Origin of the sequence: Nocardioides sp. NPDC000445, assembly GCF_040300245.1 — a bacterium.
Lineage (GTDB): Bacteria > Actinomycetota > Actinomycetes > Propionibacteriales > Nocardioidaceae > Nocardioides.
Window position 1 is genome coordinate 123,547 of the sequence record NZ_JBEPDH010000002.1, and the last position, 20,812, is coordinate 144,358.

The 20,812-nt window shown below is 66.8% G+C and carries 19 protein-coding genes and 1 pseudogene; 10 read left to right on the top strand and 10 right to left on the bottom strand.

Going from position 1 to position 20,812, the window contains the following annotated elements; translation table 11 throughout:
• Nucleotides 1–101: 101 nt before the first annotated feature.
• From ABT304_RS03080 to ABT304_RS03100, 5 genes are all read right to left on the bottom strand, one after another.
• Entirely contained in the window at nucleotides 102–956 is an 855-nt protein-coding gene (locus ABT304_RS03080) for a cytochrome c biogenesis CcdA family protein (protein WP_350713288.1), read from the bottom strand.
• Nucleotides 953–1,702, bottom strand: coding sequence for a DsbA family protein (locus ABT304_RS03085; RefSeq protein WP_350713289.1), 750 nt, complete (start codon nucleotides 1,700–1,702; stop codon nucleotides 953–955). The genes ABT304_RS03080 and ABT304_RS03085 overlap by 4 nt, the downstream gene beginning before the upstream one ends.
• Nucleotides 1,695–2,132: a hypothetical protein gene (locus ABT304_RS03090; protein WP_350713290.1), complete on the bottom strand. Its 438-nt coding sequence runs from the start codon at nucleotides 2,130–2,132 to the stop codon at nucleotides 1,695–1,697. The genes ABT304_RS03085 and ABT304_RS03090 overlap by 8 nt, the downstream gene beginning before the upstream one ends.
• A 128-nt stretch (nucleotides 2,133–2,260) precedes the next feature.
• Entirely contained in the window at nucleotides 2,261–3,007 is a 747-nt protein-coding gene (locus ABT304_RS03095; protein ID WP_350713291.1) for an ArsR/SmtB family transcription factor, read from the bottom strand.
• 147 nt (nucleotides 3,008–3,154) lie between these two features.
• Nucleotides 3,155–3,514 carry a DsrE family protein gene (locus ABT304_RS03100; protein WP_350713292.1) on the bottom strand — a complete coding sequence of 120 codons (360 nt, stop codon included), beginning with the start codon at nucleotides 3,512–3,514 and terminating at the stop codon, nucleotides 3,155–3,157.
• Between the two features lie 310 nt (nucleotides 3,515–3,824).
• On the opposite strand from ABT304_RS03100, the gene ABT304_RS03105 reads away from it, so the two are divergent.
• From ABT304_RS03105 to ABT304_RS03145, 9 genes and pseudogenes are all read left to right on the top strand, one after another.
• The gene (locus tag ABT304_RS03105) at nucleotides 3,825–4,334 is read left to right on the top strand and encodes a DUF2243 domain-containing protein (RefSeq protein ID WP_350713533.1); all 510 of its coding nucleotides are present in this window, start codon (nucleotides 3,825–3,827) and stop codon (nucleotides 4,332–4,334) included.
• A 7-nt stretch (nucleotides 4,335–4,341) separates the two neighbouring features.
• Nucleotides 4,342–5,247, top strand: coding sequence for a cytochrome c oxidase assembly protein (locus ABT304_RS03110; RefSeq protein WP_350713293.1), 906 nt, complete (start codon nucleotides 4,342–4,344; stop codon nucleotides 5,245–5,247).
• 8 nt (nucleotides 5,248–5,255) lie between these two features.
• The gene (locus ABT304_RS03115; RefSeq protein ID WP_350713294.1) at nucleotides 5,256–6,665 is read left to right on the top strand and encodes a cytochrome ubiquinol oxidase subunit I; all 1,410 of its coding nucleotides are present in this window, start codon (nucleotides 5,256–5,258) and stop codon (nucleotides 6,663–6,665) included.
• Nucleotides 6,662–7,663 carry a cytochrome d ubiquinol oxidase subunit II gene (locus tag ABT304_RS03120; protein ID WP_350713295.1) on the top strand — a complete coding sequence of 334 codons (1,002 nt, stop codon included), beginning with the start codon at nucleotides 6,662–6,664 and terminating at the stop codon, nucleotides 7,661–7,663. The genes ABT304_RS03115 and ABT304_RS03120 overlap by 4 nt, the downstream gene beginning before the upstream one ends.
• 312 nt (nucleotides 7,664–7,975) lie before the next feature.
• Nucleotides 7,976–10,007 (top strand): annotated as a pseudogene (mobF, locus tag ABT304_RS03125) (MobF family relaxase); the annotation flags it as partial.
• Nucleotides 10,008–10,157: 150 nt separating this feature from the next.
• Complete coding sequence (locus tag ABT304_RS03130; protein ID WP_350713534.1) at nucleotides 10,158–11,480, top strand: ATP-binding domain-containing protein; 1,323 nt, start codon at nucleotides 10,158–10,160, stop codon at nucleotides 11,478–11,480.
• A gap of 334 nt (nucleotides 11,481–11,814) precedes the next feature.
• On the top strand, nucleotides 11,815–12,822 hold the full coding sequence (locus tag ABT304_RS03135) for an NAD(P)-dependent alcohol dehydrogenase (RefSeq protein WP_350713296.1): 1,008 nt from the start codon (nucleotides 11,815–11,817) through the stop codon (nucleotides 12,820–12,822).
• 44 nt (nucleotides 12,823–12,866) lie between these two features.
• Nucleotides 12,867–13,589, top strand: coding sequence for a DUF4386 domain-containing protein (locus ABT304_RS03140; RefSeq protein ID WP_350713297.1), 723 nt, complete (start codon nucleotides 12,867–12,869; stop codon nucleotides 13,587–13,589).
• A gap of 6 nt (nucleotides 13,590–13,595) precedes the next feature.
• A complete protein-coding gene (locus ABT304_RS03145; protein ID WP_350713298.1) occupies nucleotides 13,596–14,429 on the top strand; it encodes an SDR family oxidoreductase in 834 nt (277 codons plus the stop codon).
• 154 nt (nucleotides 14,430–14,583) lie between these two features.
• Here ABT304_RS03145 and ABT304_RS03150 read toward each other — a convergent pair whose 3' ends face one another.
• Nucleotides 14,584–15,417, bottom strand: coding sequence for a substrate-binding periplasmic protein (locus ABT304_RS03150; RefSeq protein ID WP_350713299.1), 834 nt, complete (start codon nucleotides 15,415–15,417; stop codon nucleotides 14,584–14,586).
• Nucleotides 15,418–15,946: 529 nt separating this feature from the next.
• Complete coding sequence (locus ABT304_RS03155) at nucleotides 15,947–16,789, bottom strand: hypothetical protein (RefSeq protein WP_350713300.1); 843 nt, start codon at nucleotides 16,787–16,789, stop codon at nucleotides 15,947–15,949.
• 90 nt (nucleotides 16,790–16,879) lie between these two features.
• Between ABT304_RS03155 and ABT304_RS03160 the strand changes: the two genes are divergently transcribed.
• Nucleotides 16,880–17,554 (top strand): helix-turn-helix domain-containing protein, encoded by a 675-nt coding sequence (locus ABT304_RS03160; protein WP_350713301.1) that lies wholly within the window; start codon nucleotides 16,880–16,882, stop codon nucleotides 17,552–17,554.
• Nucleotides 17,555–17,561: 7 nt separating this feature from the next.
• Here the strand turns inward: ABT304_RS03160 and ABT304_RS03165 are convergent, their stop codons facing one another.
• The 3 genes from ABT304_RS03165 to ABT304_RS03175 are packed head-to-tail and all read right to left on the bottom strand — an operon-like array spanning nucleotide 17,562 to nucleotide 20,801.
• Nucleotides 17,562–18,374 (bottom strand): GSU2403 family nucleotidyltransferase fold protein, encoded by an 813-nt coding sequence (locus ABT304_RS03165; protein ID WP_350713302.1) that lies wholly within the window; start codon nucleotides 18,372–18,374, stop codon nucleotides 17,562–17,564.
• Nucleotides 18,371–19,552 (bottom strand): helix-turn-helix domain-containing protein, encoded by a 1,182-nt coding sequence (locus ABT304_RS03170; RefSeq protein WP_350713303.1) that lies wholly within the window; start codon nucleotides 19,550–19,552, stop codon nucleotides 18,371–18,373. Before ABT304_RS03170 ends, ABT304_RS03165 begins: the two co-directional genes overlap by 4 nt.
• Nucleotides 19,536–20,801: a site-specific integrase gene (locus ABT304_RS03175; protein ID WP_350713304.1), complete on the bottom strand. Its 1,266-nt coding sequence runs from the start codon at nucleotides 20,799–20,801 to the stop codon at nucleotides 19,536–19,538. Before ABT304_RS03175 ends, ABT304_RS03170 begins: the two co-directional genes overlap by 17 nt.
• Between the last annotated feature and the right edge of the window lie 11 nt (nucleotides 20,802–20,812).

Genomic DNA, 20,812 nt, shown 5'->3' on the forward strand with positions numbered 1-20,812 from the left:
AGGCCAACGTTCGGCCGATCGCCCATCTTCAGGACTGGCACCCGTTGACAGCGACCAAGCTGCCTACGCAGAACGGGACACGCCGAAGCGAGGCCTGACCTTCAGCAATCGCCATCGTGCCCGTGCGGCCGCCGCGTTCTCCTCAAGGCGATCCAGCCTGCTGCGGCGGCCACAATGGTCAAGACCAGCCAGGCTGGGATGTGCTCGGTCCACTCAGAGATCTTCTGCTGGGCGATGAACTCCAGGTCGGTTAGGTCGCCGAAGCCGAGTGCCCCAGTCAGCCCGGCTGTCCCGTCGTAGCGGAGGAACAGCGCACCTATCGCCACGAACAGCAACCCAGACGCCAGGCTAGTGGTGTGGATGGTGAACATCCCCCAGTGCCACGACCGGCCGCGCAGCCACTTCTTGTGACCGAGGTCAAACCGATCCCACAGCAAGGCGAGCACGAATACCGGCATCGCCATGCCTAAGGCGTAGACGGCCAGCAGGACCCCGCCGTGCCAGGGCGAACCCTGCGTAGCGGCGACGGTGAGAATGGCGCCCAGGACAGGGCCGGAGCAGAATCCGGCCAGTCCATAGACAGCCCCGAGCAGGGCCGTCGAGACCCATCCGGTGCCGCCGCGTCGGGCCACGGCGTTGTTGAGCCGTTGCGCGAACGGGAGTGTGAACCCGCGGCCGAGGAGCTGCATGACTCCGAACCCGATGATCAGCCAGCCCGCGACGCTGATCAGCGTCGCGCGGTGTCCATAAAAGAAGGTACTGGCAGCGCCGGCGCCGGTGCCAAGCGGGACCAAGGTGGCACACAGGCCGAGGTAGAAGACGGAGGTGCGTCCCAGCAACGCCCGCGTCGTGCCGAACGCGTAGGCGAAAAAGGACGGCACCAGAAGTGCGCTGCACGGCGAGAGCAGTGCAAGGACGCCGGCTGCCAGTGCCGCGATCAGGCTCACTTCTGTCATGAGCCGTCTGCGTCCGTCTCCTCCGCGGCCTTCTCGATGGCCTGCTCGAAGACTTCGGTGGGCTGAGCGCCGATAACCGGCACGCCGTTGATGATGAAGGCAGGCGTCCCGGTCACCCCGATCGCCTGGCCTTCGGCGAGGTCCTGCTTAATCGCATCCTTTGTGCCGCGAGCGACCATGTCCTTGCGGAATTCTTTGGTGTCCAGACCAAGGTCGTCGGCAATCGAGACCAGGTAGTCCTCTGTCAGCTTTCCGCTGTTAGGCGGCAGCTGGTTGTCGTACATGAGCTTGCTGAATTCCCAAAACTTGCCCTGGGCAGCCGCCGCGCGGCCAGCCTGGGCAGCCGTAGTCGACTCAGGCCCGAGGTAGGGGAAGTCTCGCCACTCGATGCGCAGCACCCCGGAGTCGACGTACTTCTCGACGAGGATCGGCTCCGTGTCGCGGGCGTACTTGCCGCAGAACGGGCACTGGAACTCGGAGTAGGAGATCATCACGACCGGTGCATCCACATCGCCGAGCGCCATCGGGTCGTCCTCCTCGCCCCTGACCAGCTGCGCCCAAGCGTCGTTGAGAGCATGGCCCTCGGCCTGGGCGCCCGCCGTACCTGTCCCGCTCTCCGCCGCTGTTGGCCCGTCGCTCCCCTCGCCACGGGAGGTGACGAGCGTAAGGACCACCGCAACAAGGGCTACCGCGGCGACTACTAGCGGGACGATGGGACTCTTGCGGGTCGCGGACGCATCAGGCATGAGAACTACCTCCAGAGACATGGGTCTCGGTGTCAATAGACGGGGCGTGGTCGGTGTTGAGGGTGTTGGTGACCGGGCAGGACAGCTCTCCTTTGAGTCGCACATGCAAGGCCCACAGCAGGAGCACCACGGCGAGCAACTGCAGGAACGGTTGGACGGGCTCGAACCAGGTGAGGGCTCCCGCGCTCCCGAGCAGCAACAGCACCAGCTTGTTGCAGACCGGGCAGCCGACGGCGAAGTACGTCAGCAGTCCCCCGACCCAGCCCCGGCGACGTCCCTGATCCTCGACGGCGCTAGGAGCGTCAACATAGGTTGCAACGAGCAGTCCTGCGAGAAGCGAGGAAGTCGCGAGCGCCGGCCAGGACCACCAGGTCGGCGCGATCTCCCTGCCGAACAACGGGTTGGGGACCAAGTCAGTTGGAATCGCCACGAGAACCGTGAAGACCAGCGCGGCGCCGGCAGCAACTAGCCACCTGCGTCGCGACCAGTTCAGAGGCCCAAGCCACGCACGACGCCATCCGCCGACCTGACCGAGCTCCGTCCCACCTCGAGCGCGGTTCACGCCGACACCTCACCGTTCTCAACCTCACGGTTCTCGACCAAGCCGGTCTCGACCGGGTGCCCGTGAGTGCGCCACTCCAGCATGCCGTCCTCGAGCCGACGTGCGGCAACTCCGCTGGCCGCGAGAAGGCGCACCGCGTCATGGGCCATCACGCAGAAACTGCCTCGGCAGTACGTCACGACCTGCTGTGCCTTCCGAAGTAGCTTGGCATCGTCGGGCAGGGCAGACAGCGGCACACTGACGGCGCCAGGGATGTGCCCGGCCCGATACTCCTCGCAGGGCCGGACATCGAGAAGCGTGACCTGCTCGTTGCGCATCAACTCCACCAGTTCTTCTCGTGAGAGCGTCCCGACCTCACTGTCGCCGGGAAGGCTCAGATAGGCGGCACGTGCTCGGTCGACGTCGGCTGAGCGGTGAAGAGCCACCGTACGAAGCCGGTCATACACATCCGCCACGTCATCTCCAGCCAGCCGGTAGTACACCTTGGTTCCCTCGCGCCGGGTCGCGACCAGATTGGCCAGCTTGAGCACTTGCAGGTGTGCCGAGACACTGGTCAGCCCCATGTCCGCAGTCCGGGCCAAGGACTCCACCGTCCGCTCGCCCTGCGCGAGCAGATCCATCAGCTCCAGTCGCCGCGGGCTCCCCAGAGCTTTGCCCACCACGGCCAGCCCATCGAAAAGCGCCCGGCGCCGCTCAATCGCTGCCACGCTCGCGGGTGAAGGTGGCCGCTCGGCGGCGGTCACTGGGACGCCTCATGGGCTGTAGACGTGCGGGGAAGCCTGCGCCCACACCAGAAAGCCGTCTCGTCTCGGGCCAGATCCGCGCAGACCAGATCTCCGCCGAAGTCTTCGACCACGCCGTTCGTCACAGCCGCGAAGCCCGGCCGCAGCTCAGGGGCGGACATAGGCCCAGCCCTCGCGCTGGCGCACCACCAGATGCGCAATCCCCGACTCCACCACACTGACGCCCGACAGCAGCCGATCGCGAGCAACTCCGTGACGCTGCATGGTGTTGCCGCATGCGTCCACGCGCACCCCTCGAGAGATCAAACCTAGAACTTCTTCCGAGACCGGAGAGCCGGTAGTCACCGCGGATAACCCGGCGCCGTGGGTGACCAGCTCGATCGAACACCTGGGTTCGAGTGCTGCCAGAAGGTTCTCGATGTTTCGCACCACCATCGTCATCTTGTCTCTTTCGCCCTCGGCGAGCTGGACGACAATCCCATCCGCAACCTCATGCCCTGCGCGCACAGTCCCTCCTCCAACGACCTTTATCCATGGATTTTTGGAGAATGTACAGGTATCGAGAGACGAACCCAAGTCACCCCGGCGCACCCAGCGTGATCCTGGGTCTCTTGTCGGATCGATGTGGTGCCACAGGCCGGCCCGGCGGCGAAGGTCGCCACGGGCCCGCTGACCCGAGATCACGGACATCACGCGTAGGTGCGTATCTCGAGGCCTTTGAGGGGGTACTGGGGCGGCTCGAAAGGAACCCTAGGAGGGGATGTCCGTGTCCACCGATGCCCAGTCTGCCAACGCGATGACCGAGCCGCGAAGCCTGATGACACCGGGAATCGTCCTCGGCGTTGGGGTTGGCGGGTTCGTTGACGGGATCCTGTTGCACCAGTTGTTGCAGTGGCACCACATGTTGACCTCCACGAACACTGACAACGTCGGTATCCGCTACTACCCAGAAACCACCGTGCACGGCCTGGAGATGAACACCGTGTGGGACGGTCTCTTCCACACCTTCACCTGGGTCATGGTCCTGGTCGGGATCGCCCTGCTCTACTCCCGTGTCCAGCACTCCCGAGGCAGGGTGTGGGTCGCCCGAGCCCTGTGGGGCTGGATCCTTGTCGGATGGGGCGTATTCAACCTGGTTGAAGGAATCATCGACCATCACGTACTTGGAATCCACCACGTGCGCAGCGGAGACAACCAGATGGCGTGGGACCTGGCCTTCCTCGCTCTCGGGGTGCTACTGGTGATCGCAGGATGGCTGATACAACGTGGCGCCAGCTACACCGACGCCACGAAGTCACCGAACCGCCCCACCACCACCCGCTCCTGAGGTCGCCGTGAGTTCCATCATCACCGCGATGCCCCGCGCCCAGGCAGACGTACTCGCCCACGGACCAGAGGGGCACAACACCGGGATATGGACCGACACCGTAGGCGTTCTGAGCGTCTGGTTTCCGCTGTTGCTGGTCGCTTCCTTGGCCATCGGCTACCTATGGATGGGGCTGCGTGAACGAGGTCGCCGTGGCTGGCCCATGCACCGGATAGCGCTCTACCTATTCGGCTCGGCCCTCATCATATTTGCTTTGAGCCCTGGATTCGATGGCTACGCCGACCGTGACTTCGGCGGCCACATGGCCCAGCACCTGCTGCTGGCCATGATCGCTCCCTTGGCCCTTGTGCTGGCAGCACCCATCACGCTGTTGCTGCGCCAGCTCCCCCACCGCCAGGCGCGACGGCTAGGCCGGCTGCTGCACACGCGCTTCATCCGCGTGCTCTCCCACCCCTTCTTGGCACTGCTGCTGACCAGTGGCGGTCTGATCGCCCTCTACTTCACCCCGCTGTACGCACTGAGCACTGAGCACGACGCCGTCCACATCGCCGTCCACGCCCACCTCCTCGCCTCAGGACTGCTGTTCGCCTGGGCGATCGCAGGCCCCGACCCCTCCCCGGGTCGTGCCTCGGTACGCCTGAGACTGGTGGTCCTCGCCGTTTCTATCGCGATCCACTCAACAGTGGCCCAACTGATCTTCGCCGGCCTCCTTGTCCAGGTCAGGGAGCCCATCGCCGAGATGCAGGCTGCGGGGAACCTGATGTACTTCGGAGGCGACATCGCCGAGGTGCTGCTCGCCGTGGCCCTTCTCCTCACCTGGAAGACAGCACCATCCTCAACGCGCTCAGGCCATCGCTCGTCGCGCGCGCGCCACGAGCGCCTGGCTCGAATTGCCACTCCTGAAGGGGCATGAGCACAGCTATGTTGACGGACCTGCTGCCATTGGCCACCACCCTGGAACCTGAGGGTCTCCTTCCCGCGCGCCAGCAGATGGCGCTCTCGCTGGGATGGCACATCGTCCTAGCTTGCTTTGGGGTCGCGTTCCCAGCGATGATCTTCGTCGCGCACTGGCGCGGAATCGCGCGCGGGGACGCAGTAGCTCTCGGCCTCGCCCAGCGCTGGGCGAAGGTGTCGGCGGTGCTCTTCGCGATCGGCGCGGTCTCCGGCACGGTGCTGAGCTTCGAGATGGGTTTGTTGTGGCCGGGGCTGATGGGTGAATTCGGCGATGTGCTCGGGTTGCCGTTCGCGCTCGAGGGCCTTTCGTTCTTCGTCGAGGCGATCTTCCTCGGGATCTACCTCTATGGCTGGGGCAGGATGCCGCCACGTCAACACCTGCTGATGGTGATACCGATGGCGATCGCCGGTGTGGTCGGCACATTCTGCGTGATCTCGGTCAATGCCTGGATGAACGCACCTAGTGGTTTTCGCATCGTCGATGGAGAGGTCACAGACATCGACCCGTGGGCAGCGATGTTCAACGACATCGTCGTCCTCCAGTTCGCCCACATGTGGGTCGCCGCCTACATGGTGGTCGGCTTCACGATTGCCGGCGTGTATGCCGCGGGAATGCTCAAAGGACGCCGTGACCGGCATCACCGGCTCGGATTCGCCATTCCCTTCGTCTTCGCGAGCATTGCCGCGATCACGCAACCAGCGATCGGCCACCTGCTCGGCGGCGACCTCAGCGATCGACAGCCCGCTAAGCTGGCTGCGTTCGAACTGGCTCTCACCACGGAAGCTCCCGCCCCACTGCGGATTGGCGGTGTCCTGGCCGACGGCGAAGTGCATGGCGCAATTGAGGTACCCCGGCTCGGATCGATCATCGCGCGGAACTCCCTGACCGCGCCCGTCCCGGGATTGGACACGATCCAACTCCAGGACCAGCCGCCGGTCAACATCACGCACTGGGCGTTCCAGACGATGGTAGGTATCGGAACCCTCCTGGCATTGGCGGTGATCCTCTACTGGACCGCCCGATGGCGTCGCCGCGATCTGCTCAAGCGCCGGTGGTTCCTGCGGCTTGCCGTCGCAGCAGGCCCCCTCGCGGTCCTTGCCATGGAAGCAGGCTGGATCGCGACCGAGGTCGGTCGGCAACCCTGGATCGTCTACGGAGTGATGCGAACCTCCGAGGCGGCCGGCGACCACTCGGGCTTGTGGTGGCTGCTGGGCATCACCATCGTCGTGTACACGGCAATGACCGTGGCAGCGGTGAGCGTGCTCCGGTCGATGGCCCGTCGGTGGCGAGAGGGGCAGCACGATCTCCCGAGTCCCTACGCCCCGCAAGATCGGGACGGTGCCACCGACCGCCCGTCTGGAAGCGAGCTCTCATGACGCTCGCGGTCGCCGTCGCAGGCGCGATGTTCGTCGGGATCGTGGCCTACGCAGTCCTAGGGGGTGCCGACTTCGGATCTGGGTTCTACGACCTTACCGCCGGAGGCACGACCCAAGGAGCCGCGCTGCGAACCCACGTTGACCACAGCATCGGACCGGTATGGGAAGCCAACCACGTCTGGCTGATCTACGTCCTAGTGACCTGGTGGACCGCATTCCCCGAGGCGTTCGCGGCCGCGATGTCCACCCTGATCATCCCACTACTGCTTGCGCTCCTCGGCATCGTGCTGCGCGGGGCCGGCTTCGCCTTCCGCAAGTACTCAGCGACCCTCGGGCAGGCCCGACTCTATGGCGTCATCTTCGCCGGTTCCTCCCTCATCGCGCCCTTCTTCCTTGGAGCAGCCGCGGGTGCGGTCGCATCGGGCCGAGTACCAGCCGATGGCGGTGGCGACGTGTGGACATCGTGGCTCACGATCACGTCGCTCGCCGTCGGCGTGATCGCAGTGGCGAGCTGCGCATTCCTCGCCGGCACCTTCTTAACCGCCGACGCCATTCGCGGGGGCAATGATCAGCTTGCCGAGCAGCTCCGCCGGCGGACACTGATCGTCGGTGCCCTCACCGGCCTCATCGTGCTCAGCTCCCTAGTGCCCATCGCAAGAGACGCCCCCACCCTGGCCGACGGCCTCACCGGGCGCGCCGCACCGCTGATCCTCACCTCGATCCTAGGAGGCATCCTCAGTCTGCTCCTGCTAATCCGACGCCACGCCGCAGCAGCCCGCGTCACCGCGGTAGCAGCCGTCGGGTCGATCATCATCGGATGGGGCATCGCCCAGTACCCGTGGCTACTGGTCGATGAGGTCACGATCACCGAGGCAGCCGGAGCACACGCGACACTGCAGGCCCTACTCGCCGTCGCTGCCCTTGCGGGCATCATCGTGCTCCCCGCCCTCGGGTACCTATTCCGCCTGACCCAAACCGAGGCGTGGACCCGACACTAAGGACGACCCCAAACTTCGCCAATCGCGTCGCCGCAGCGGCTCCAAAGGTGATGCCATCGCAACCTCATCACTCGATGGTCACTCCCGGTTGTTCTCCGAGCCGCCGGACTGTCGTTACATTGCCCACGAACACACGCGCGACAGCGGACGCTGTCGCGCGGCTCCTTACCCGGTTGCAAAGGCCGAACCCGGTGGGAGTGCCGCAAGTCTTGGTCTGTCCCGGTAGATCCCCGTCTGCCGGGACAGACCTCTTTCATTCGCGCTCCCCCTCGGCCACTCACGGTCGTCCGTTGCCCCTTGGGGTACGTGACCATGACGATCCACAAGCTGACCGCGGGCTCGGGGTATGAGTACCTGACCCGGCAAGTAGCGGCGGGCGACTCCACCGAGCTTGGCGACACCGCCTTGATTGACTACTACGAAGCCAAGGGCGAAGCTCCTGGCCGGTGGCTCGGGTCGGGGCTCGACGCCTTCGCCGGCTCAGGCGGGATCTGCCCGGGCGACGTGGTGACGGCCGAGCAGATGGAGCACCTGTTCGGTGCCGGGGAGCATCCCGCCACTGGGCGGCCGTTGGGTCGGCGGACACGGTCGGACGGGGTGGCTGGGTTCGATCTGACGTTCAGTCCGGTGAAGTCGGTCTCGGCGCTATGGGCAGTAGCGCCACCTGCGATCGCGCGGGCTATCGAGCGGGCCCATGATGCCGCGGTCAACGATGCGTTGGCGTATGTCGAACCTGAGGTGCTGTTCCAGGGAAGGGACCGATGGGGCGCGGCAGGTCGAGACCCGCGGTCTGATCGCAGCGGCGTTCCGCCACCGGGACTCCCGTGCCGGCGACCCGGACCTTCATACCCATGTCGCCGTCGCGAACAAGGTGCAGGCCAAGCAGTCGGGCAAGTGGCTGACGGTCTATGGCCGGGTGTTGTTTCAGCACACGGTGGCGATCTCGGAGACCTACAACACCGCGCTCGAGTACCGGCTCGGAGAGACGCTCGGCGTCAGGTTCGCCGAACGCACCGGGCCTAGAGGGCGGCGCCCGGTCCGCGAGATCGTGGGTATCTCGGCCGGGCTGTGTCGAGTGTGGTCGCGGCGCGCCCGGGATATCGACCGCCGCGAGGACGACCTGGTGACCGCGTTCGTCCACGAGCACGGGCGGGCGCCGACCGAGCTGGAACGGCTCAAGTTGGTGCAGCAGGCCAATCTGGAGACGCGTTCCCCCAAGCACGAGCCGCGTGCCGAGGCCGAGCAGCGACGAATCTGGCGCCGCCAGGCATCGGAGTTCCTGGGGAGCGAGACGACCCTCGACGCCATGGTCCGTACGGCGCTGGGTGGGTCTCAGTCGGATCGGGGCGCACGTTCTGCCGACCCGATGAAACCACACCTGACTCGGGCCATGGCGGCCGCCGTGATCGCCGAACTCGAGACCCGTCGGGCGACCTGGCAGAGTTGGCATCTGCGGGCCGAGGCAGAGCGCCAGGTGCGAGCGACGGCATCTGACGGGGTCGCTGCCGACGACTTACCCGCGGTGATCGATGCGGTCGTCGCAGGGGCCGTGGCGATGTCGGTGCATCTCACTCCCGACGACGATCCTGTACGTCTGCTGGCCGGTCTTCGCGAGCCAAGTGGCCTCCGGCGCTCGGACGGAACCAGCGTCTACCGCCATACCGGCTCCGATCGCTACACCAGCCAGCGGATCCTTCAAGCCGAGCAGCGACTGGTCGACGCGGCCGGCTTGGGCAGCGACTTCGCCTTCTCTCGTGAGGAGATCGACATCGTCCTGACCGCCAGCGCGGTCGCCGGGGTGCGCCTCAATGGCGGGCAACGTGCACTGGTGCACGCGCTGGCCGGTGGCGGCCATCGCGTCCGGCTCGCATTGGCGCCTGCAGGATCAGGGAAGACGACGGCGGTGGAGGTCTTGGCTGCGGTCTGGACGACCAACAGCTACGACGCGATCGGGCTGGCGCCCTCGGCGGCCGCGGCAAAGGTCCTCCAAGCTGCCACCGGCCTGCCGTGCGAGACCCTCGCCAAGATCGCCGACGAGATCGTCACCCAGGTCCCCGGCACCGGGCGCGACCGACGCGGCGGGCTGAGCACCCGCATCGGGCCCGAGACTCTGGTGGTGATCGATGAGGCGGGGATGGCCGACACGTTGACGCTCGATCGCGTGGTCACGTTCTGCCTCTCGCGCGGTGCCACGATCCGGCTCCTGGGCGATGACCGGCAGCTCTCGGCCGTCGGTGCCGGTGGTGTGTTGCGGGACATCGCACACCGGCACGGTGCCGACCGGCTCGAGGAGGTCGTACGCTTCGTCGATCCCGGCGAGGCCGCTGCCTCCCTGGACCTTCGCAACGGCGATCGCGCCGCGATCGGGTTCTACCTCGACCACGACCGCGTCCACACCAGCGACGAAGAGACCACCATGGGCGAGGTCCTCGCCGCCTGGCAGCACGACCGAGACCGCGGGCTCGACGCACTCATGCTGGCGCCCACACGAGACATGGTCGCCAACCTCAACCACCGGGCACGCTCCCACCGACTCGCGGGCATCGAGCCGCGGACCGAGGTCGAATTGGCCGATGGCAACCAGGCATCGGCCGGAGACACGATCATCACTCGTCACAACCAGCGCCGCCTGGCGGTCTCAGGTACCGACTGGGTCAAGAACGGTGACCGGTGGACGATCAGCCGGATCCGCCGCGGAGCGTTGACCGTCCGCCACGCAACCACCGGCCTGACCGCGGTGCTGCCTGCCGAGTATGTCGCCGACCATGTCGAGCTCGGCTACGCCTCGACCGTCCACACCGCACAAGGCCTCACGGCCGACGCCGTCCACGGGATCGTCAACGGCCACGAGGACCGGCAGATGCTGTACACGATGCTGACCCGCGGCCGACGCGAGAACCATCTCCACCTGGTGCTCGAACCGGCCGAGTCGGTCGATGCCGTTCGGGAGCAGTGCGCGCTGCCCGGGCTCGAGGAGCAACTGACCGCGATCCAGATCCTCGACGAGGTCGTCGCTCGTGACGGGGCCGCGGTCTCGGCCACCACCACGCTCGGTCGCGGCCGCAGCTGGTCCACCCAGCTCCACGACGCCTCCGTACGCTATGCCGACGCGGTCACCGCCGGAGCGACGCGGGTGCTCGGTAGCGGTTGGGACGATGCCCTTGAGGCAGCCGGCGAGGGCCCACTCCCCTGGCTACCCGCGATTCCCGCCGACCTCGCGCGCGACGAGTCCTGGGGTCCGTATCTCGCCGCCCGTGTCCGCCACGTCGAGGTGACCGCACAGGGCTTCCTCAACCACCTGGCCGGCACCACACCAACGGCGACTGCGACGGAAGGCGGGAGGCATCCCGCCTGGATTGTTCGGTACGCCGATGTCCTCGGAGACCTCCACGACACCGTGGCGCTGTGGCGGGCTGCCCTCGGGGTGCCGGATGACGATCCCCGACCCTCCGGGCCTGCCGTCAACGATCCGATCGCCGCACGGTTCCAGCGCCATCTCCTGAAGCAGCTCACTGATCGCTACAGCGACTCGGTCCGGCGCTGGCACGAGATGATCATCCGCCGGGCCGGGATCCCGGTCCAGGACGACCACACCAGAGGCGAGGTCATCGAGCTCGCCCGCATGCTCGACACGCTCCATCGCCGCGGCCACGATGCCCGCCGGCTGCTTGAACAAGCCTTGACCCGTGGCCCGTTGCCCGAGGGCCATCCCGTCGCCGCGCTGTCCTACCGCGTCCGCAAACTCACTCGACTCGACCCACTTCTGTCACGACGCGCGTCCGCCAGCCACGTCGACCCATCGGAACTGAGCCTGTGACCAGAGGTCACAGATTCAGATCCTGCCCCGTCAGCACATCCGCCAAAGCACGACGCCTCAACTCATCGCACACCGGAAACAGCTCCCCCGGTGAACCGAAGCCGGTACACCTGCACATCTCCCTACCGACAAACACAGGCACTCCAACTCGGCAGGTGTGGTACCGCGATGCCCGCCGGGCGCAACGCCGTGACTGGACCAGGTCCTCACAGCGACTAATCCGGAGCCCTTCAGATGGATGGCCTACCCAATCCCGGTGAGCAGTCTGGTCAGCGACCTGGAGCCGCCAGACGGGCGCCTAGCGTGCGGACCAACTCTCTGAAAGCAGTTGACCATGGTCACCGAGCACACCGCCGCGCCCACCAGGATGCGCGCGATCGTCCAGACCAAGTACGGCGACGCGGGTGACCTACACCTCGACCGCGTCCCTGTCCCGGAGATCACGCCGAGCGAGGTTCTCGTCCGTGTCCGTGCCGCCGGACTCGACCGCGGCACCTGGCACCTGATGACGGGCAAGCCGTACCTGATGCGGATCGCCGGGATGGGGTTCAAGGGGCCCAAGGACCGGGTGCCGGGACGTGACCTCGCGGGCACCGTCGAGGCGATCGGCGCTGAGGTCACGAGGTTCGCGATCGGGGACGAGGTCTATGGCATCGGCCGAGGCACGTTCGCCGAGGTCGCGGTCGCCCCCGAGGCCAAGCTCGCCCACAAGCCCGCCGGGCTCACCTTCGAACAGGCCGCGGTGGTGCCGATCTCGGCCGGCACCGCACTGCAGGCGCTGACAGACCAGGGCCGCCTCGAGGCCGGCCAGTCCGTGCTGGTCATCGGCGCCTCCGGCGGCGTGGGCAGCTACGCCGTCCAGATCGCCAAGGCGCTCGGCGCTGAGGTCACCGGTGTCGCCGGCCCGGAGAAGCTGGACCTGGTGCGCTCGCTCGGCGCCGACCACGTGGTCGACTACACCCGCGCGGACTTCGCCGACGGCACCGCTCGCTATGACCTGATCCTGGACATCGCGGGTAACCCGCGCCTGTCCCGGCTGCGGCGAGCGCTCGCACCGAAGGGGACCGTGGTGCTCGTCGGCGGCGAGGACGGCGGCAACCTCACCGGCGGCATGAACCGCTCCCTCCGGGCGCTCCTGCTCACGCCGTTCATCGGGCAGCGGTTCGCCATGTACGTCGCCAAGGAGCGCGCCAGCGACCTGGAGCGGCTCGCCGGCTTCTTCGAGGCCGCCACCGTCGTACCGAGCCTCGGCCACACCTTCCCCCTCGACCGCGTCCCCAAGGCCATGCGTCTTCTCGAGTCCGGCCACGTACGCGGCAAGGTCGCCATCACCACGATCTGAACGTTCCGTCTCGGACCGACCACCACCGATACGAGGCACGTCCTATGAACGCCATCGCAACGCCACCTCGCGCCGGCCCACGCAGCCGGCATCTCGACACCGACTCCCGGATGTGGGCATCACGTCTGATCGGGGCCCTGTTCCTGGCCGGGTTCGTCGTCTACGGAACCGGGTCGATCCTCGTCACGTCGGTCCTCGACGGCGACGACTTCATCGCCGGGGTCGGTGCCAAGGAGACCACGCTCGCCCTCGGCGCGTTCCTGATGATCGCGACCACGGCGATCGACATCGGCAAGGCCGTCATCTTCTTCCCCGTCCTGGAGCGCAACGGCAAACGTACGGCCGTGGCCTACCTGGCCACCATGATCTTCGAGATGGCGATGATGACGGTCGGTGTGCTCGCGCTGCTCATGGTCATCCCGCTCGCCGACCGCGCAAGCGAGATCGGCGCCGACACCGCCCAAGCGCTCGGATCGCTCGCGGTCGACGCGAACGAGACGGCGTACCAGATCGGGCAGCTCTCGCTCGCGTTCGGTGCTCTGTTCCTGTGTGCGCTCCTCTTCCGCACCGGTCTGGTCCCCAGGTGGCTGGCGGCGCTCGGTCTGCTCGGCTACGCGCTGCACATGGTGGGCTCCGCCGCCGAGCTCTTCGGTGCCCCGATCAGCCTCGTACTCCTCATCCCGGGGGCCATCTTCGAGATCACGCTCGCGTTCTGGCTGATCATCAAGGGATTCGACCAAGCTGCGTACGACAGGCCGGCTCGGTGAGGGGCCATGCACGGTAGGACGGCCCTCATCACGGGTGGCACCTGTGGCATCGGGCGGGCGACCGCCATGGGCCTCGGCCGGCTGGGCGCGAACGTCGCGATCACCGGCCGGGATGCGGTTCGTGCTGAGGAGGCGGCGCAGGAGATCCGCGAGGCCACGGGTGCGACGGTCTTGGTGTTCCTGGCAGACCTCTCCAGCCAGGCCGAGGTACGCCGGCTGGCCGCGGAGGCGCTCGACCGGCTGCCGACGATCGACGTGCTCGTCAACAACGTCGGGGGCTACTGGGACACCCGCCAGCTCACCGTCGACGGGATCGAGCGCACCCTCGCGGTGAACCACCTCGCCCCGTTCCTGCTGACGGAGCTGATGTTGGCCCGGCTGAAGCGGAGTGCGTACGCCCGCGTGGTGACCGTCGCGTCCCAGGCGCACACCCAGGGGTGGATCGACTTCGACGATCTCCAGGGCGAGCGCTCCTACTCCGGGGCCCGCGCCTACAGCCAGTCCAAGCTCGCCAACGTGCTGTTCACCCACGAGCTCGCCCGGCGCCAGCCGAGGGTGACCGCCAACGCGGTACATCCCGGCGAGGTGAGCACCGCGTTCGGAGCCGAGGACCCCGGGCGTACGCAACGGCTCCTCGTTCCGGTTCTGCGGCCGTTAATGAAGAGCCCGGCCAGGGGTGCGGCGACCTCGATCTACGCCGCAACCGCCCCTGAGCTCGTGGACTCCACCGGCGGCTACCTCGCCAACAGCAAGGCTAGGCCCTCCGCCGCGCTCAGCTACAACCAGGAGCTGGCCTCACGCCTGTGGCGGGTCAGCGAAGATCTCGTCGCCGAGGGCTAGGTTCGGGTCGAGTCGGTCGGTCGATCGGGTCACCAGCCCGGCGGCGATGGCGATGGGAGGCGGCGACGGCGCTCGTCGCGACCGCTGACGGATAGCGTGCATCCACAACGTGAGACCGTTCCGCCGACATCGTAGGGGCAGGTCCCAGCAGGATTCAGCGGCCCCGTTCATGGAACACCTCGGAAAGCCGGTCGGCCCCGAAGTACTCGGTCTTGATCCTGAGCCACTCGCCGCTGCGGATCATCTCCTCGAGCACCTCGTCGATCTGCTCCTTACGTTGGTCTCCTCCCCGGACCACGAACCCGATCGGGGCGTGCTCCGCCTGGTAGATGATCGGCTCCTTCAAAGGGATAGGGGCATCGTCGATGATCGACTTGGCGTAGGGAGCGCCATAGAAGAACGCGTCGGCTTCGCCACTCTCGATCGCCTTGACCGCCGACGCCGCGTCTGTGGCCTTGATGATCTTGACGTCTTCGTACTGATTTTGGAGGTAGTGCTCGTGGACGGCGCCGTCGACGACCACGATGTTGCTGCCGTTGATGTCACCACGCGAGTGGATTGCGGAGCCCTCGGGAGTGAGGATGGCGACGTAGGTCGAGAAGTACGACACGCTGAAGTCGAACTCCAGCTCAAGCTCCGAGGTCTTGCTGACCTGGGCGCCGATCATGTCGATCTTGCCCTCTTTGAGGGCCGGAAAGAGCTCGTTGAACTCCAGCTCCACAAACTCGGGCTCGACTCCCATGCCCTCGGCGACGCCGAGCGCCATCTCGTAATCGAAGCCCTTGGCCACGCCGTCGACCTCGTAGTAGGACGGCTTGGTGCTCTCGACACCGATTCGAAGGGTGCCGCCGCTGACCGAGACACTCGCTTTCTCGGAGGCCGACGGAGCAGGGTCAGAGAGCCCGCCGGTGGAGACGATGGCACCTAGGAGTACACCTGAGAGGGTCAGGGCGCAGGCGATAGCGAACTTCGTCTGGTTCTGGTTCATTCGGGGGATCCTGTTGCGGGGATGGGTGGGGCCAGCCCGGCACGATCGACACCGAGAACCGAACGCGCCGACCACAATGTGACCGAATCGTTGCCAAGCCAACAACGGACCGCGTTCCGCGTCCAGGGTTCCTCACCGGTAACAACAGTCGGCGTCCGACCCTGAGCGTGAACATGAAGCAGATCACACAGATTTGTCCATCATGTGGGACTAAACCGCCATAACCAGAAGTAAACGGACGCTACATCGAAGAGAACATCCGGGGTCACCCGTGAACCTCTGCGGCACCAACGGCTCGACCCTTGGCCGATCTCCCTGGCCCACAGGCCGAGGTCGCTGCTGCTGGAGGAGGTAGCGGGGGCTTCGAGGGGTCGGATGTCATCACGACCTGACCCGAGCAGGACGAAGGAGACCCCCGTCGTACTCCACTCAGGACGTGACCTCCCCGGACGCAAGGCCGCGTGGCGGTCGGCCGCCGATCACGACCAATTGTCGCTGCCGGCGTGATCGCAAGGTGTAGGGCTTGTGGTCAGGCTGCACTGATCTCGCGACCCTTCTGCTCTGAACGCCAGCACCCCCAGTTGCTTTCGTTGCTCCACCCAGCCGCATAGACCTTCAAGCGATCCAGCGAGCGGGCGGCACGCCGCCGTAATGTACGGGGCGCCTCCGGGTGGCCTTGGGCGACCAGCTCAACGGCCGCAGGCGTCGTCAGCCCCAGGCGTCCGCGGCGCAACGGCGCGCCGACGGTCTCGGCTGCTACAGCCAGCTCACGGAGCAGGCAGGCCTCGTCCTCGGACACCGCATGGTCGAGGACCGCCTGAGTGAGGAACTCGCTCAACTCCACGTCCGGCGCGACAACAGGCTCGACGGCTGCCCGATCCTCGGCAGTGCTCGCGAGCGTCGCGGCGTCGTCGGTGAGCAGCACACGCCCCCAGTGGCGGTCGGCCCGGCAACCGACATCGAGGGAAGCCGCGACCTCGCGTCGGGTCGCGTTCAGGAGTGCCCGGGCCAACCACGGCGTTCGTAACCGATGCGCCTGGGAGACCTGCACCCACAGTTCGGAGGCGACCAGCGCATCGATGTCCGGAGAGAGATCGCCCAAGGCTTCGGCGACTCGACATGCCCCGGGAATCAGCAGCCACACCAGCGCCGCGACGGCAGAGCGGTCAGTCGCGGTCAGCGCCGCAAGAGCGCGCAGCACCGCCACCTTGTCGTCGGGGCTCGCGTGCTGGGTCCACTCTCGCAGCTCGATGAGGTCGTCGACGACGGCGAGAGACGGGTCCGCCGCGCACCAACGCTCCCATCCCGTCCGCGCTTCGACCAGCAGCGGCGACCCAGGATCATCGAATCCGTATTCCTCTGCAACACTCATCAGTCCGCTCCTGTCCTGGCTTCACCAGGTAGGTGCGCACCACGAATGCAGCTCTTGAGCGCGTCAGATCCGAAGAGTTATGTTTTGGGTATGGCCATCGGCCACGAGGGCTCACTGTTGGAGGCCGCTCGCGTCGCTCGCGGGTTGACCCAAGAGGCGCTCGCGCGCCGATGCGGTACGTCACAGCCGTCGCTGTCGGCCTACGAGCGCGGAGCGAAGTCGCCGACACTTGCCGTCCTCGAGCGCATCCTGCGTTGCCTCGACTTCGAGCTCACCCTCAACGAGCGGATCGTCTTCCACCAGATTGAAGTCGCCGGGCCCGGACGGTCCACGGCCCTGGTGCCGAACCGGCTGTGGCGGCTGTCCCCCGAGCGATGCTTCGCGCCGCTATGGGTATGGCACGGTCGTGAGCACAAGGTGTTCGCCTTGGGCGATCGCGACAAGCGGGCTGCTGGTTATGCCTGGCTGCTGCGCTACGGCGACGAAACACAGCTCTTCGAACACCTCGACGCTGCACTCCTGGTCGACGTATGGCCCGAACTGGTCGACGGCCTGCCTCCGGAGATTCGCGAGGCGTGGTGGCCGCTGGTCGGCTGGACCAAGGATCAAGCCATCGAGGAACTGATCCTCGCCGACGCACAGGCATGGGGGCAGGACCATCGACGCCGGACCGCGACCCGCGCGAAGAGACTGCGGGTGTTTCGGCGGCTGGCTGGCTACGGGCTCGATCCTGACCAGATCCGAACGCTGATGCGGCACTGGTGAGAGAACGTCACAGCGAGCCAAGGAGGTCGGTGACGAGGGCGGCGAACGCCGGTGGGACCGTCGGGTCCCCACTGGCAGCTTCGCTGGCGAGCACAGCCAAGCGGCTGTCCGGGCTCGCTCCGTGATGGCGGACCTGCTCGATGGCTTTGGCTGTGGCAGAGCTCGCGTGTTCGTCATCGAGGTGGACTCGCAGTCCGTCCGCAAGGACGTCGGTCTCGACGGCCTGGAGCAGGCGGAACGCGTCGAGAGCGTCCTTCTCCTTGAGCCGGTCGGGCTGCTTGTCTGCTTGGTCGAGTCGCTCGCTGATCTTGATCACCTTGGCGACCAGCAATGCGGCTGGGCCGGCCACGCGCAGGTCGAAGGTCCGCGCATCGTCGGCCTCGAACGAGATGATGGTGATCACCTCGTTGTCGATGAGCGCAGGTTCAAGGCCTGGCGCGATGCGAGCGGTGAGTTTCTCGTGAGGCGCCAGCCGGGCGGCACGAGCCGATGCCTTGGTGGTGCCGGCCTGGTGCGGCACCACCATCAGGTCGACAGCGACGTCGCTGGCCGCGACCCAGTGGCCGGGATTCGGGCCCGGGGTGAAGCCGGCGCCACGCAGGGCACCGCCGAGCTCGGGTGCGTCTGCGAGACCGGCGACGTCGATGGCGAGGTCGGCATCGGTCGTCATCAGCGGCACGTTGAGATCCGCGTCGCCGGTGTGGTGATAGACGGCTTGGGCGCCAACCAGGATCAGGCTGTCACGGTGATCTCCGAGGGCGGCGAGCGCATCGAGGAGGACACGGCGGGCAGCGACGTACTCGGGGCCGAGATCGTTCATGGGGCTTCTCTCCATGCCGGGTTGGTCGTCGCCAGGGCATCGAGCAGCTGGTCCGCCTCGGCATCGGACCGCCCCGGCAGGGTATGTAGGTCGGCCAGCACGAGTGCCGCCGGAGCGAGCGCAACGCCCGCACCGTCGAGGTCGGGGAGAATGCTCGAATCCTGTGGTGTCGCGATGACCAGGTTGGCGGTCGGTGGATCTGCAGGGATCAATTTCTGCTCCCGCGCGAGGGTGGCAGGGCTGGCGGTGTAGAGCGCGAGGAGACGCAGGGGAACGACCGAGGTCGTCGACGCAGGCAGCAGACGGCGTGCAGCTGCAGCTCCCGTCAACGTGATGCCGCCCTGATCAGTCAGGCGGCTGATGGTGCGATCGAGCCCCCGGGGCGCGATGTAGTAGCCGACGGATCGGTTGGACTTCGTGAACGAATAGTCCTGGACCCACCGTCTGACCAGATCGCGAGCTCGTACGGCGGTCACGGCACCCGAGCTGTCGCGATCGACCGAGCCCTCCGCCGCGAGGGTGGCCAGCAGTTTGGAGACAGACCCTGGAGAGACCTCGGCGGCAGTTGCCAGCTGGCGCACGCCACAGGGCAGGTCGACCACCGTCAACGCCCGGATGATGCGGCTCGCAGCAACGCCGTTGAGCCGGGTGACCGAGCTCGACGTTCGAGGTCGCGGTGACCGGTCTACTCCTTGGCCGGTTAGTAGTAGAAGCGGACGATCGCTGACGATCCGGACCCAGCCGGTGGCGTCCGCGAAGCTCACCTGCTCCGCGGCCAGAGCGGCACGTAGAGACGGTCCGATGTAGTCCGACACGAACAGCACCGGCAGTTCAGTCTTCCGTCCCAGGTCACGCAGTACGGCAAGTGCAACTGGTGTAGAGACGGTTCCCGACTGCTTTACCTCGACGGCAAATCGAACCCCTTCTCCTCCTTGCCCTGCCAGGTCCACGTACGCATCTACTTGTGCACTCGCGGTCGTCACTTCTTCCGTGGCAGAGAGCCGCCACGAGGCAGGCAGGAGTGCCTCAACGCGGCGGAGCGCCTCGCCCAACGGAGGCGTTTCTTGAATCGACCTGTTTCTCATGGCGAGAAACAGGCTATGCTTCGAAACGTTCATCGTCAACCGGCGCTGGCCCTGGCATCGGTCGCCGCCTGCGGATTCATGCGGCGGCGTCACCGTCCTCCCCTTCCTGCTCGACCCGCGCGATGACCTCGTCCTCCCCGGGGGCGGGCGGAAGGGTGAGCAGGGTGCCGTCTGGGTTCTCCCGACGGAAGGTGCGCTCCATGTGGGCGGCCGGGGTTCGGTCGATGGTGGTGTCGACCTCGATGTAGAAGCCCTCGGTGATGGCCGATGAGGTGTGGCCCAGGAAGGTGGCTGCCGCATCGCTGTCCATGCCGCGGGCGATGACGGTCGCTCCGGTGCGGCGGTACCAGCGCAGGCTGATCCCGGAGTCGGCCAAACCGGCAGCGTCAAGGAACTCGCGGAAGGTGCGGCGTACATTAGGCGGAACCAGCGGACCGCCATTTCGCGCCGCGAAGATGGTGCGCTCGGCAGGGACACCGCGCATCCGGCGGCGGATCACCGCGGCCGCGAACTCCGGGACCGGGACGAGCCGGTTCGAGGAGTCGGTCTTGGGGCGCTCCTGGCGGAAGGTGCCCTTCTTCTTGCGCTGCACCACGGTGCCGGTGACCGCGGCGACCATGCCGGTCGGGCCGTCGGTGATGTCGCAGGGTCGCAGCGCCAGCACCTCACCGGGGCGCATCGCAGTGCCGAGCAGGATCTCGATGATGTCGCGGACCTGGCCATCGGGCTTCGGGCCCGGAAGCCCTGATTGAGTCCGCCAGTTAGCGGCGGCCTCGCGGATCTTCGCGACCTGCTCGAGGGTGAGCGCCTTTGGCTTGTTCTTCACCGCACGCAGCCGGGAGGTGCCCTGGACCGGGTTGCGGTTGATCGCGTCGTGACGCAGGGCGTAGCCGAAGAGCAGGTTGAGCACGGTGCGGGTCTTACGGGCACGCGATGGCGAGTCGGCCTCCTGCGCGTTGAGCAGTGCCTCCACGCGGCCGGTGGTGAGCTCGGCGAGGGTGAAGTGCTCGAACGCGGGCAGGATGTAGAGACGTACCTGATCGCGGTAGTGGTCCTTGGTTCCGTCGGCCAGCTCCTTGGTCTCTAGGTCCGCGTCCCAGCGTTCCACCAGCGTGGTGAACGGGGCGTCGGGACGCAGGTCGCCAGCGTGACCGAACCCGGGGCGGCGCAGCAGCCGCCTCTTGAGCTCACGCCGTGCCTGCGGCGCCGTCTCGCGGCAGACTCGGACCTGCCGGACTCGGCCGTCGGCGTCCCGCACCCGGGTCTCGGCGATCGTCTGCTCACCGGTGCGCCGGGTGGTGATCGTGCCGTAGGTGCCGATGTCGATGCGCGGTCGCGCCATCACCGCTCACC